Source organism: Alteromonas gracilis (assembly GCF_036870955.2).
Lineage (GTDB): Bacteria > Pseudomonadota > Gammaproteobacteria > Enterobacterales > Alteromonadaceae > Alteromonas > Alteromonas gracilis_A.
This window is the reverse complement of sequence record NZ_CP145482.2, coordinates 4,272,422-4,285,028: the sequence shown is the minus strand read 5'-3', so window position 1 is coordinate 4,285,028 and position 12,607 is coordinate 4,272,422. Positions and strand designations below refer to the sequence as shown.

At 45.8% G+C, this 12,607-nt stretch carries 10 protein-coding genes and 1 pseudogene; 4 read left to right on the top strand and 7 right to left on the bottom strand.

Annotated elements, in window-relative coordinates; genetic code table 11:
* Positions 1 to 170: 170 nt before the first annotated feature.
* Positions 171 to 2,402 (bottom strand): transcriptional regulator, encoded by a 2,232-nt coding sequence (locus tag V6N89_RS20600; RefSeq protein WP_346993194.1) that lies wholly within the window; start codon positions 2,400 to 2,402, stop codon positions 171 to 173.
* A 307-nt stretch (positions 2,403 to 2,709) separates the two neighbouring features.
* Here V6N89_RS20600 and V6N89_RS20595 point away from each other — a divergent pair, with 307 nt between their 5' ends.
* Positions 2,710 to 3,921 carry a serine hydrolase domain-containing protein gene (locus V6N89_RS20595; RefSeq protein ID WP_346993193.1) on the top strand — a complete coding sequence of 404 codons (1,212 nt, stop codon included), beginning with the start codon at positions 2,710 to 2,712 and terminating at the stop codon, positions 3,919 to 3,921.
* A 126-nt stretch (positions 3,922 to 4,047) separates the two neighbouring features.
* Here V6N89_RS20595 and V6N89_RS20590 read toward each other — a convergent pair whose 3' ends face one another.
* Positions 4,048 to 4,404 carry a hypothetical protein gene (locus tag V6N89_RS20590; RefSeq protein ID WP_338519254.1) on the bottom strand — a complete coding sequence of 119 codons (357 nt, stop codon included), beginning with the start codon at positions 4,402 to 4,404 and terminating at the stop codon, positions 4,048 to 4,050.
* A 171-nt stretch (positions 4,405 to 4,575) separates the two neighbouring features.
* Here V6N89_RS20590 and V6N89_RS20585 point away from each other — a divergent pair, with 171 nt between their 5' ends.
* Together V6N89_RS20585 and ppiC are read left to right on the top strand one after the other, a co-directional pair.
* A complete protein-coding gene (locus tag V6N89_RS20585) occupies positions 4,576 to 4,914 on the top strand; it encodes an ArsR/SmtB family transcription factor (RefSeq protein WP_338519252.1) in 339 nt (112 codons plus the stop codon).
* Positions 4,915 to 4,997: 83 nt separating this feature from the next.
* Positions 4,998 to 5,279, top strand: a complete 282-nt coding sequence (gene ppiC / locus V6N89_RS20580; protein ID WP_338519250.1) for a peptidylprolyl isomerase PpiC — start codon at positions 4,998 to 5,000, stop codon at positions 5,277 to 5,279.
* 13 nt (positions 5,280 to 5,292) lie between these two features.
* Here ppiC and V6N89_RS20575 read toward each other — a convergent pair whose 3' ends face one another.
* The 5 genes from V6N89_RS20575 to V6N89_RS20555 all read right to left on the bottom strand — a co-directional run bounded on the left by V6N89_RS20575 (position 5,293) and on the right by V6N89_RS20555 (position 9,144).
* Positions 5,293 to 6,417, bottom strand: coding sequence for a diguanylate cyclase domain-containing protein (locus tag V6N89_RS20575; protein ID WP_338519249.1), 1,125 nt, complete (start codon positions 6,415 to 6,417; stop codon positions 5,293 to 5,295).
* A gap of 182 nt (positions 6,418 to 6,599) precedes the next feature.
* Positions 6,600 to 7,355, bottom strand: coding sequence for a hypothetical protein (locus V6N89_RS20570; RefSeq protein WP_338519247.1), 756 nt, complete (start codon positions 7,353 to 7,355; stop codon positions 6,600 to 6,602).
* Positions 7,356 to 7,455: 100 nt separating this feature from the next.
* A complete protein-coding gene (locus V6N89_RS20565) occupies positions 7,456 to 7,821 on the bottom strand; it encodes a hypothetical protein (RefSeq protein ID WP_338519246.1) in 366 nt (121 codons plus the stop codon).
* A gap of 8 nt (positions 7,822 to 7,829) precedes the next feature.
* On the bottom strand, positions 7,830 to 8,561 hold the full coding sequence (locus V6N89_RS20560; RefSeq protein WP_338519244.1) for a FecR family protein: 732 nt from the start codon (positions 8,559 to 8,561) through the stop codon (positions 7,830 to 7,832).
* A 10-nt stretch (positions 8,562 to 8,571) separates the two neighbouring features.
* Complete coding sequence (locus V6N89_RS20555; RefSeq protein ID WP_431189748.1) at positions 8,572 to 9,144, bottom strand: sigma-70 family RNA polymerase sigma factor; 573 nt, start codon at positions 9,142 to 9,144, stop codon at positions 8,572 to 8,574.
* Between the two features lie 411 nt (positions 9,145 to 9,555).
* Here V6N89_RS20555 and V6N89_RS21900 point away from each other — a divergent pair.
* Positions 9,556 to 12,605: pseudogene (locus V6N89_RS21900) on the top strand (TonB-dependent receptor).
* Positions 12,606 to 12,607: the final 2 nt, after the last annotated feature.

Genomic DNA, 12,607 nt, shown 5'->3' with positions numbered 1-12,607 from the left:
CTACCATCGGCTGTGAGTAGCGCGCAGCCAATTTCTTGTTTGTAGGAAGACAATGTGAGCTGCCCGAGTTTTTCCTTGGCTCCATTTATGCGATAACCAGACCTTAATCGTACACTTAAACGAGAGATTAGCTTGATGCGTTGCTGACTTATTGTTGATTTACGAGTGATCTACTCATACGACAGTTCTACCACGTTCTTTCTTGCTGCAACCCGTAGTGTAAGCAAAATGGCGTGGTCGTTGATATCGGTGATGTAATCCACCGTATCAGGTAACTGGCCAAGAATATTGAAGGTGTCATCGGTTAGGCTGTAGCGCCAAAGCTGAAAGGCGTCATTAACACCGTATATTGTCTCGCCTTTCACAACAAAATGCTTGTCACTTCCTTGGTGCTCAAGCTTTGAAATAATCTCATTTTCTATGTTGCCTGCCTTCCAAAAGCGCCCGAGGTGATCGGTGAATACCAGCGTTTTGCTGTCGGTTTTTGCTGACCATGTCACCTCTCTATTTAGCAGTGTTGAGAATTCGCCTGTACCTAGATCAATACTGACGAACTTAAGTACACCTTGATGCAAAATATTGCCAACAACCGTGCGTTGCTCGCTATCCCAGTGAAAAAGACTTCGCACGGGGTAGCCCAGCGTATAGTTATCTTCTGTTCCATCTAAATACCGCTGAGTTAGTTGGGAAGACGCATTTATTAATACGCTATTACCATCTTGTGCCCACAGTATATCGTGAACATAGATGTTGGTGGGGAAGCGGCTAAACTGGGTTGATTCACCCGACAAACTCGTGGGATGTTGTGCAGTATCCATGGTCCACACTTGTGACGTGCCGTCACCTTCTGACGAAAAAGCGATAAGTGATCCATGGGGTTGATACTGCGCACGGTTTTCCTCAAGCATGGTGCGGACAATGGTGTGATAAGCAATGCTTTTATCAGCGTTATTGGCATTTTCATTTTTATTGCCATTGTCTTGCGTCAAAAGAGGCTCTGAAAACTGATGTAAGTCTACCGACACGATGTCGCTGTCGTAGTGCCCTTTTATAGCAAGCATTTTCTTTTCAAACGGATGAAACAGCGGTGTGCCCATCGCATCGGTTAAAGGAAGAGAAATACGCTGAATGCTGCCATCAAAATCAACGGTAAATAGTTGCTTGCCAGTACTAAAAATCAGGTGTTCTTGAATGGGCGAAAAGTTAGGGTAAATATAGCTGTATTGCGGAATTACACCTTCAAAGTCAATAGGGTGGCTAGAAACGAGTTCACCGTTCATGTCTAGCTTTTCAATATACAGTAAGCCGTCGTCGTGCACAGAGGTAATAGCAATGATCTTATCGAGTGGCGCAAAATCAAACGACACAATGTTGCCGTTTTCTATGTCGTAAAGTGGCGTACTCTTGTCTTGGCTTACGGTATAACTAATGAGTTGCCACCGTCCTTGCGTGCGCTGCATCAAGGCAATGGTGTCGTCACTTGTCCAGATAGGGCTTCTTATCTGTGTGTTTTTACATTCCATTAGGGTACTAGGCGTTTGAGGCGCGGCTATTGCGCTCGCAAAATCCAATGACTGAAGGTGAAAACACGTTTTCTGCTCCACGGGTGCTGTGCAATTATTTTCTTTTATGAATGTCAGCGTTTTACCGTCTTGCGAGAACGATAAGCTGCCATAAGAGCCAAGTGTTTGGGTAAGTTGGTATTCACGCTGGCTGTCAATATGCTTAGCCCACAAATGACTTTGGCACATGACTTCGGGGAAGCGCTGAAAAACAATATATTGGCCGTCGGGCGAATATGTACTGGCAAGTTCTCTGTTGTCTGTAGAGGTGAGTAGTCGAATGTCAGTAATCTGAAGTACGCTTTTTGACGATGAAGCTGGGAACAGCATAACTGCAGCGACCACGACTATGATGAAGCTAAAGGCAATAATCGAACGCCATAAAAATGTGCGTTTGCGTGTCTTCGCTGCGCTAAGCGTCGTTGTTTCGGGAGTCGTATTTTCTGGTGTTAACGCTTCTGGTGCTGCTACTGTAGGTGCCGCTATTTCAGAAGCAGGATAAGATGCTGCATCAGATAGCGCGTCTTCCCAACGGATATCTGTTTCTAGGCTATATCCTTTCTTTGCATGGGTTTTAATAAACCCCTGTGCTTTGCCGTCGTCACCAAATGCTTTTCTCAATTGCGCTATACAACGCTGAAGCGTATTGGGCGACACTACGGTGCCTCGCCACACATGGCTTAATAGGTCGTCTTGACTCACTACCTGGCCCTGATGTTCAGCAAGATAAGTTAAAACGGCCAGCGCTTTTGGGGGCAGTGTTTGAGCTTGTTTGTTATGAGTTATTTGGTTTCTCGATACATCAACAAAAAAGCCACCAATCCAATATCGTTCAGACATACGCACTCTAAGTAGTAAATATTTGTCACATGGCACTTAACCATATGTTTCTGCTGATAATACCGTATCACCATAAGCTGTTGATAAGAATAAGATGTTCGATGAACACACACAAATCAGCGAAAAATCAGCACTTTTTCATGTATCGACACATCGTGTTTGCCATGTTGGTTACCCAAGCGCGGCGACACACAAAAAATAAAGTGCGCTGTGCCCCTTATCGCTGAACGATACCACGTAGGTAAGGCTCATTTAGAAGAAAGGACAGCAAGATGACAATGATTAAAAGTAGCGCATTAGCGTTTGTATGTGTGTTGGGGGAGCAAGTCTTTCTACTGCGTTGGCGGCAGACTTGCCTCATAAACCGCCCATGGCATCACAAGAAGAAGCAAAAATTGTACATTGGCGCATGCCTGAAATTGAAAAGCGATTTATGGATATACCTGAACTTGCGACGCCATACATTAGCGCGTCACCAATAGATTTAGGCGATGACATACCCGTGTCCTCGTTGAGCAGCGCGGGTATTGATAAAGAGGCACTAGTTAGCCTTGCTAGAGAAGTTGCACAGGGACAGCACGGGAAGTACGACAGCATGTTAATTGCACAAAATGGCAAGCTTTTGTTTGAGTCTTACTATAAACGTGGACGGGCGAATTTATCTCATCCGCAGTCTTCAGCAACGAAAAGCTATACCTCTTTGGCGCTGGGGCGCGCTATTCAATTGGGTTATCTATCACTGGCTGATTTAGATAAGCCAGTATTACACTTTTTGAGCGATGTGGATCGCACGAATTTGGTTAAAGGCGCCGACGAGATTACGCTGCGCCAAGCGCTGACGATGACCACAGGCGTGCGGCTTTCAGAAGAAGGTTGGGAAGCTTTGCTAAGTGATACCGCACGCATAAAAGGCCAAGGAGAAATTCAAGCAATACTCGAAGACAGTGCGCCAGTCACAGAGAAGGCCGGTACGTTTAAATATGGCACTGGCCCTCAGTTTATTATGCAAGTTATCGAAGCCGTGGTGCCTGGCACGGCGCAGGAATTTATCGATAACGAACTGTTTGGGAAGATGGGCATTACAAACTACCACTGGCGAACTGCACCGAGTGGACTGCCTGAATCGGGGTGGAAGGTCAGTGTTACCGCGCGAGATATGATGAAACTTGGACTTCTGGTTAGCGCCAATGGAAAGTGGAAGGGTAAACAGCTCATCTCGTCAGATTACCTTGCCTTAGCCACAACAAGGCAGATTATGACGGGCGATGACGACATTTATGGTGGCGGTGAAAGGGTGTCTAACCAAGGCTACGGCTTTTTTTGGTGGGGAACGGATATGGCGCACAACGGTAAAAAGCACTATGCGTTTTCAGCGCAAGGCGGTGGCGGCATGTATATTCTGCTTATCCCCGATTTTGACCTTACGGTCGTAGTAACTGCACACGAGCGCGATGATATTACTCAGCAACTAGTCGCTGAACGCATTTTGCCTATTGTGTCAAAGGCTAAGCAAAGTTAATGCGTGCTTGGGTTGCTTAATGTTGCGTGAGAGCGCTGAGAAAACAAATAAAAAAGGCGCAACCTACTGAGCTAGCGCCTTTTTATATACTCTTCAACTATAGACTCTTTTTTACAAGTTAATGGCTCACCCTTTAGTGAGTATTTCTACCGGGCCGTGGTTATCACAGTGCCCGTTGTGCTGGTGATGCAAGTGCCCATCAACAATGTAATCGATATGGTCGCCATGCGGCACGGCTTCATGACCGCAACCTGGGCCGTGAATGTGCCCATCTTCATGGCCTGAACACTGATGACCACCCGTGCAGGTATCCGGGTTTGTACTGGTTACTTCTAATGTATGTTCATCTACATGGTCTCCATGCATATGATGCAGGTGCCCGTCGTGAAGATAATCAACATGATCGCCATGTTTTATTGCCGTATGACCACAGTCTGGACCATGTTGGTGAGGGTGGTTTTCGTGTACTTTGCATTCGCTCATCGATCGTGTCCTCGTTTCAATACTACATTTCATCAATTATTGAAATGTAGTATTGTATATAATGTCGGCATTTGCAAGTTGTGAAGCGCATTCTTTGTTTGCGTACAACAAGCATTGAGCTACTTGGCATGGTTGTCTGATAAACTACTGAAAAATTGATAGAGAAACACGATGTCAGAAAACAATACTGAGTATCACACACACGACGTTCAGCGTGAGGTATTAGAGGAAAGTGACGCGACGTTTGAACGCGCGGCGTTGCTTTTTAAGGCACTTGCCGATGCGGAACGTCTCAAGCTACTTTCTATTTTATATCAGGGCGAAGCCTGCGTATCTGAACTCGCGACACAGTCACAAATGTCAACGGTGTCTCAACGCTTAAAGGTACTGAAAAGTGAGAATTTGGTAAAAACCAGGCGAGAAGGAAAGCACATCATTTATAGTCTGGCCGATAATCATGTGTACGATTTGATGAAAAATGCATTAGAGCATGTGAAGGAGAAGCACTAACTGCTTTATTACGCAGGACAGAATTCTTAACGGCATAGGGGTGTTGCTGTATAATCAGCTTACTGTTTTTTGAGAGCATTCCTATGGCCACTGCATCTGCTGTTCACATCTTGGTTAAAACTGAAAAAGAAGCCCTGTCTATTTTAGAGCAACTAAAAAAAGGGAAAGACTTTGCGACACTGGCTAAGCGTCACTCGACGTGTCCTTCGGGAAAGCGTGGCGGTGACTTGGGTGAGTTTCGTCGTGGCCAAATGGTTAAAGCGTTCGACGATGTGGTGTTCAAGAAAGAAGTATTAAAAGTACACGGCCCTGTAAAAACGCGATTTGGTTTTCATCTTATTAAGACGTTGTACCGAAGCAAGTAGAAGGTGTGCAGCATCAACCTACGCGGTGCTGCTGATCAGTTTCAACATTGTTTTTGTCTTCATAGACGGCGCACTGGTTTTTGCCCGCGTGTTTAGCTTGATATAGCGCCTGATCTGCACGAGAGTACAATTCATTAATCGACAATGGTGTTTCACTTTGTTCGGCAAATGCAATACCACAAGATGCTGTTACAACGCCATATGGCGGGTTATTGGCGTGCTCAATGTTCAGCTGAATCACTTCTTCGCATAAGGAGTGACAGAAAACCAGCCCTTCGTTGCGATCATGGCAAGTCGCGACAAATGCAAACTCTTCGCCACCTGTACGAAAAGCATACTCATTGGCTCTTCTGCTAAGGCGAGATAATAAATCTCCCAGAGTTTTAATAACACTGTCACCTTCAGGGTGGCCATATTTGTCGTTAAACTGTTTAAACTCGTCCAGGTCCAAAATGATTAACATCAATAGACTTCCTTCGCGATGAGCACGGTTGAGTTCGTACGTCAAAATACGATTAAACTCACGGCGATTTAGTAGCCCTGACAGTTCATCTTTCCTTGCAATTCCCTCTATCGCTTTCTCTGTGAGTCGCACGTAGCGAATAAGGAAGTACCACAACACAAGTACAATAATAAATGATGTGACCATGGATAAAATAAGGTAAAAGCCGCGTTCCTCCTGACTCTTATCGATATCATATTGCGTATTGTTGAGCACCTCATTAATTGCATTGGTCAGTCCGGTGCTGAACGCCACCTTATAACTTTGGTATTCTTCATCTTTTAGCAATTTGACAGCTTCCGCCCTTCTATTTTGCGATACAAGCTCAAATGCTTTGGTTTCAATGGCTATCAATTGTTCGTTGGCATCAGCGGTGTCTGCAAAAAAACGCGCTATTCTTGGATCAGTGGTCGACGCCTTTTCAAGAGACTTATCTAACAATGCTTCATACTTGATATACCTTTCACGCCACCGCTTATCGCCGTCTAGGGCGGCGACAAAGGTAGACATGGTAAGTACTTCATCGTGATATGCAATATCTTGCGCCAGAAGTTTAAGTGAGTGAAACTCGGTACTTAACGTGTGCTGCTTATTGAAAAAATACACGGTACTGGCAGCTGTAAAAATCAGCGCCATCAATGCGATAGAGAGCAATACGAATAATGTTAAACGCAGTGAATAGATGCGTTTGGGAACAAAATGACTTTTTTTCAGAGCATCTCACCTTCAAATAACCATAGGGTAAGTGTAGAAGCCACCCTCTGATGTGTCGAAGGGGAAATCAATTAACAACATTAAAATCACACTGTTTATGTTAACTAGTTTCCCGGTTCCCACCTCTCACCACACACGTAGCGCTTAGTATAGATAGCGTAGGGGCTATTCTGTTCGTGTATATCAGTGCGCATTGCTTGGTTATGGTCAACGGATATAAATGGCGTTTCAGCTGCATTACCCTGATCATCTAATGGATAATAGCTACTGGAGTAGTCGCTTAGCAGCATTCTGTCGTCAATGCCGTTGTCAGTTAAGCGCACGCGAGTGACTGCTTTAAACATCATGTTGGTGTCGCTAAGGCCAACAATTTTTTTGAAGAAATAACCTTTGTCTGATTGAAGCTGTGAAAAACCATTGAGGGTCTCAATAAGCGTTTTAAGGCTAATGGCTTCTCGCTGCAGCATAAAATCATGATGAATTACGCTTCCGTCCTTAGCGTAACTGTCACCTTTTTCGGCCGCTGCTTTGCCCGCCGTGTAGGCCTGCTCAGACTCAAGACTGGACAACAGGTCTTGCCCTGTTTCTGTATAGTGAACTAGCGCTTTGGTATTCATATTAACGTAGTAATCACTAATGCCCGCTGGCACCACTTCAAATAACATAATGTCGGGGGTTGCAGCACCGCGCTCTTGAGGTGTTTGCGGGCCCTTAGCTACACATCTATCCGAAATAAAGTAATAGTATCGACCTGCTTCGATGGCCTGCGAAGACGCTGAAAAGAAAAAAGCTAGGCTGGCAATAACGGTCAAAAATACACGATTGCGTTTTGTCTTGTTCAACGTATTACCAAGTTGCATATGAAGGAGGCCTTTGTACTTACTTGTCTTCTCACTAAGGAGCTATTGTATGTGCTTGAAGCTAAAAGGGCGAGCGAAGCTTTGTTTATTCTGCTGTAAGTCACAATGCACGAGGGCGCAGCACGATGGTGGAATCTGTGTAATCTGTTGATATTTGCAAATTGTCAGCCAGTGTTGCTATGAGCGCATCCACATCATTGGTGTTAAATAGCCCCGCTACCTGCATATTGGCAAGTGATGTATCGCCTAACACAAGGGTTTTGTCGGTGTAACGGCTAACCTCTTCAATGACATCAATTAATGCCTCGCCGCGAAAAACGATTTTACCTTCACGCCAGCTTAAATCACTGCTTATGTCTTCCTGCGAAATAGACTCAACCGTGCTATTCGGTAATGAAAGTAACGATTTTTGGCCCTGTACCAAGGTTAGCGGGTTAGCTTGAGGCTGAATAAGTGGGTTTAGCAAACTGTTGCTTAGGTGCCCTTGTTTAAGGTATAGTTTGCTACTTCTACAACGCCTTCAGTGACTACAAGCTCTAAGTCGCCGCGATGATACTGCACGTTAAATGCGGTGCCTACGGCTTGAATAGCCCTTCCTGCTGCCAGCACATTTAGCGGTCGTGATTTGTCTTTGGCAACTTCGATATGTAATTCGCCACTTACCAGTTCAATGATTCGCGACGAATCGGTAAAGGCGATGTTGACCTGTGAATTCGTATTAAGCCAAAGTGTGCTGCCGTCCTCAAGATTAATGCTTTTATGTTCGCCAGGCTTAGTAGAAGCTTGTAATGAATAGCGCGCAACCTGAGTAACCTCTGCTGATGGTTCAGATGGGTGCATTGCGTTAAAGCCTTGGTAGCTAAGGACGCCGACCATTAAGATAGATGCTGCCACGGCGAAAGGGCGCTGCCAGCGAGGTGTTGGTTTTGTTGCGTTATTCTCTTGAGATTCAGGCGCGTGAGGTACAATATCAGCCAGCTCATCTAGCACAGACATCTTGTCCCACAATGCCGCCATTTCAAGAAACGTATCGCGGTGTAATGGCGTGCTCAGCCAGCGTTTAAGGGCGGCGGTTTGCTCGTCATCCAGACCACTTTCAAGTTTAACTAACCATACACTTGCATCATCAAGCACTTGGTCGTCGCTTATCAAAGGCACCACATTACTGCGTGACTCTGTTGATGCATTGTTTGATATCTTTGTCATGTGCGTCTCTCTATACCCGCTCGCTGTGCTGTTGCCCATTGTTGGTTAAATTGTTGTGCCGCGTTTGCTCGCCCGTGTGCCGCCTCATAAATAAGGTGCAACGTTTAATCCCTTCAGCGATATGCTTTTCCACGGTTTTTTCACTTATGCTTAACTCTTGGGCAATCTCTTTAAGAGAGTAGCCATACACTTTCTTCAGTACAAATGCGCGTCTACACTGTTTCGGTAGTGCGCGCACTGCATCACAAAATAACTTAAACTCTTGCTGTGTAGCATTGTTGTGATAGGTCTCATCATCCACACCGCTAATGGCGCTTTCTAGCGCCGCAGCCGCTTCCGTACTGTCGTCAACCATACGCGTATCTGCGCGCTTTAAATGATCGTAGGCCAAGTTTTTGGCTGTCTTAAACAGAAACGACTTAGGTTCTTTAATATGCTCAGTCGACTTCGCCTGACACAAACGCACGTAAGTATCCTGCAGGATATCGTCTACTTCTTTTGGCGGCACGAGTCGCGATAGCATTTTTGCCATCGACCCTCGCGCCGACATATAGGCATTATGTATGGCTGTTTCTATGGGCATATTGTAATTTTTTTATCGTTGTTATTTGTATAGACGACTGCCGCGCCATTTTCCCCCAGTATTTTTCACACAGGTGCGAAAAACATCAATGAAAAATTAAATTTGTTAATAGGTTGTATATAATGCGCCGCTGGTTTAAAACAAAAAAGCACGACATGTAATGCATGTACCCTGCATCTCGCCGCACCATAAGTGGTCAGGTTGCCATCATTTAAAACAACGATAACGACAATAATAGATACCATGTTTTTGGGAAAACGCCATTCTTCAACGCGAGCCATGCTGCCTTTTAAGCCGCGAGCCCTTTCGCTAGCGCTATGGGTGGTATCAAGCAGTATGTGTCATGAAGCGTTTGGTCAATCTGTGGTATCTCATAATACGATAATCGACGAACGTCCCCGCTTTGAGCAAATGCCGGAACCAGAAAACGGCACTCAAACGTCAAGTTTGAACGCGACCAATTTGCCGACAATCACGTTTTCTATTAGTGCAAAAAGTGCCGACGAAGCCTTAATTGAGTTCGCCAATCAAGCCGGACTTACGGTGGTGTTCCCCTATAACAAAGTGCGTCATACGCTAGCAAATGAAGTAAGTGGTAACTATACCTCTGAGCAAGCAATTAAGCTGCTTTTGGAGAATACTGAACTGCAAGCACAAATCATTGATGATACGCGGATAAAGATAGTGTCACTGCAGGGTAATAAGGACAACAATGATATATTGTCGCGCTTTTTCAACGGGCTAACCGCGCAGAACGACAGCTTGGTAACTGTGCCTGATGAAGATGGCAATTATCGCATTGAATTTATCGAGGTAAGAGGGCTGCGAGCCCGCGTGGCGCAATCAGTAGGCATAAAAAGAAATGCCAATGTGATCATAGACACCATTCAGTCGGTGGATATGGGCAAGTTTCCCGATCAGAACTTAGCAGAAGCTTTGCAGCGTGTTTCTGGTGTAGCCATTGACCGAGCAGAAGGCGAGGGGCAACTTGTTACGGTTCGTGGCTTTGGCCCTGAGTTTAACCGGGTGTTGCTCAACGGCAGGCCCATGGCAAGCGACAAGCTTGGCCGTGAATTCAGCTTCGATACACTGGCATCAGAGATTGTCAGTAGTGTCACCGTATATAAGCAAAACCATGCAGCGATGCAGTCTGGTGGCATTGGTTCAACCATTGATATTCAAACGGCCAAACCACTTTCATTTAAAGGCATGCGCGCTGCTGGCAGCGTGAAAATGCAGTATGACACCAACTCACAAGCTTATACGCCTTCAACCACAGCGCTGTTTAGTAACACCTATTTCAATAATACCCTAGGTTTTTTAGCGTCGTTTAATCAATATCGTCGAGAAGCTCGGCTTGATGAAGCGCAAATAGATGGATGGTTGGTAAATACTAACATACCTGATGGTGAGCTATCTCGGCCGTCAAATACACTCTATGTACCACGCAATTACGACCAACGGGTGCGGTTTGATGAGCGTACGCGCACCGCATGGCACCGTTGTATTGCAATATCGACCGAGTAATGCATTTGAACTGTCTGCAGATTATTTGGGGTCGACCTTTGATGTGGAAACATTTGCAACATCAATGGGCCACTGGTTTACCTCGAGCAACCTTGAAAACGTTACGCTGGATAATAACGGCACTGCAGTAGCGTTTTCACAAACCAGCGGCCATGCCACCGATTTTCATGCAAGAACATTTAATCGTTCGTCTTCGCTTCACAGCTATGGCATTGATGCCAACTGGATAGTGACTGACAACGTTATTTTAGATGCGGATGTCTCGTTTTCATCAGCGTCGGTTGATGACAATAATGGCGAAGGCAATGCGCTGTCTCTACTTGGCTATTTGAACCGTTCTTCATTCGACCACACGCGAAATACGCTGCTACCTGCCATTTTTGGTTTTGAAGACGCTAATCCAAGCCAGGTTAATGCAGTGGGCGAGCCTGTGGGTGTAGGTCATTATCTCGACCCTGCCAATGGGCGAGCGCACGTTATGTTGCGGCGTGGTTGGAGTATTGAGGACGATATTGGGCAAGCAAAAATTAATGTTAGCGTTTTAGGTGACAACACCTGGTATAGCAAGCTAGATATGGGCGCTGCGGTTACGCAACGAGAGAAAGCGAACGAACGCCGAGACAATGAGGCCGACGCCAGGCACTGTACGTTTTGTGGTTATTTTGATTCACCAGATATTCCTGATAGTTTCCAACGTGTTTTTGATGCTGGCGACGACTTTTTAGGTTCAATAAGTGGGCACGACCACATTCCTAATCAGTGGTTGCGGCATGATGGCGATACGCTGTTTCAATTTTTAGAGCAAGCGGGTGGAGTGAGTTTGGCACCTGAAACGCGAGGCAGCTCATTTGCCGTAAAAGAAACCGTATACGCTGCGTATGTGCAAACTGCCCTAGAGAAAGATTTTGCCCCTTGGTTTATCGATATACATGCGGGCCTTCGCGCTGAATATACCGACGTGAAAGTAACAGGGGTTGATGAGCAACTGACAGCACTGGTCATTTTAGATCAAACTGAATTAGGGCAAGAGTTTGGCGCGTCTGTCGGTATCAGCGAGTCGTCAAACTACAGTAATTTGCTGCCTAGTCTTAGTGTGAAAGCCAGCTGGCTTGAACAGTGGGTACTGCGAGCAGGCTACAGCCACAGCTTAACACGGCCCACACTTGAGCAGATGTCTCCGGGCGTCACTTACACCACTACTCGTCAAGGCGGTGACTTACGCGCACGCATTGGTAACGCCCAGCTAGAGCCATTCGAAGCCGCTAATCTCGATGTGGCCATAGAACACTATTATCAAGACAACAGTTATTTGTCGGTTGGGTATTTCAGGAAAACCGTTGATAATTTTATTGTCAGTGAAAGCAGCACACAGTCGTTTAATGGCGTAACCGACCCCAGTACAGGCACTAACCCCAATGATGTTGACGAACAAGACGAATTGGCACTTTTTTCGGTGATTTCTCCTTACAATGGCCGTTCGGCCACGGTGGAGGGTCTTGAGGTGGCGGTACAGCATTTGTTTGGTGAGTCAGGATGGGGAATACAAGCCAATGCTAGCTTTGTAGACAGTAATGCCGAATTAGACACCGCTAACGTGCGGTCTACGTTTGCACTTACCGGGCTCTCCGGGGCGAAAAATATGGTGCTATTCTATGAAAAAGGGCCATTACAGTGGCGACTTGCTTGGAATCATCGCGATGGCTTTCTGCAGTCGTTAAATCAAACGCAAAGCACAGAACCTACGTTTGTCAGCCCTTATGAGCAGTGGGATATCAGTGCGTCATACCAACTGAATCCGCACCTGTCAGTTTTCTTTGAAGGCATCAACCTCACCAACGAAACCGTGCACAAACGCGGTCGTTTTAGTAATCATTTATTGTTAGTGCAAGATGCTTAGCGCTCGTTATGCCCTGGGTATTAACCTTACCTACTGACG

Bases quoted from the DNA above. Each gene is read 5' to 3' on its own strand.
- V6N89_RS20600 (WP_346993194.1), bottom strand. From the start codon at position 2,402: ATGTCTGAACGATATTGGATTGGTGGCTTTTTTGTTGATGTATCGAGA.
- V6N89_RS20595 (WP_346993193.1), top strand. From the start codon at position 2,710: ATGTGTGTTGGGGGAGCAAGTCTTTCTACTGCGTTGGCGGCAGACTTG.
- V6N89_RS20590 (WP_338519254.1), bottom strand. From the start codon at position 4,404: ATGAGCGAATGCAAAGTACACGAAAACCACCCTCACCAACATGGTCCA.
- V6N89_RS20585 (WP_338519252.1), top strand. From the start codon at position 4,576: ATGTCAGAAAACAATACTGAGTATCACACACACGACGTTCAGCGTGAG.
- ppiC (WP_338519250.1), top strand. From the start codon at position 4,998: ATGGCCACTGCATCTGCTGTTCACATCTTGGTTAAAACTGAAAAAGAA.
- V6N89_RS20575 (WP_338519249.1), bottom strand. From the start codon at position 6,417: ATGGCGCTGATTTTTACAGCTGCCAGTACCGTGTATTTTTTCAATAAG.
- V6N89_RS20570 (WP_338519247.1), bottom strand. From the start codon at position 7,355: ATGCAACTTGGTAATACGTTGAACAAGACAAAACGCAATCGTGTATTT.
- V6N89_RS20560 (WP_338519244.1), bottom strand. From the start codon at position 8,561: ATGACAAAGATATCAAACAATGCATCAACAGAGTCACGCAGTAATGTG.
- V6N89_RS20555 (WP_431189748.1), bottom strand. From the start codon at position 9,144: ATGCCCATAGAAACAGCCATACATAATGCCTATATGTCGGCGCGAGGG.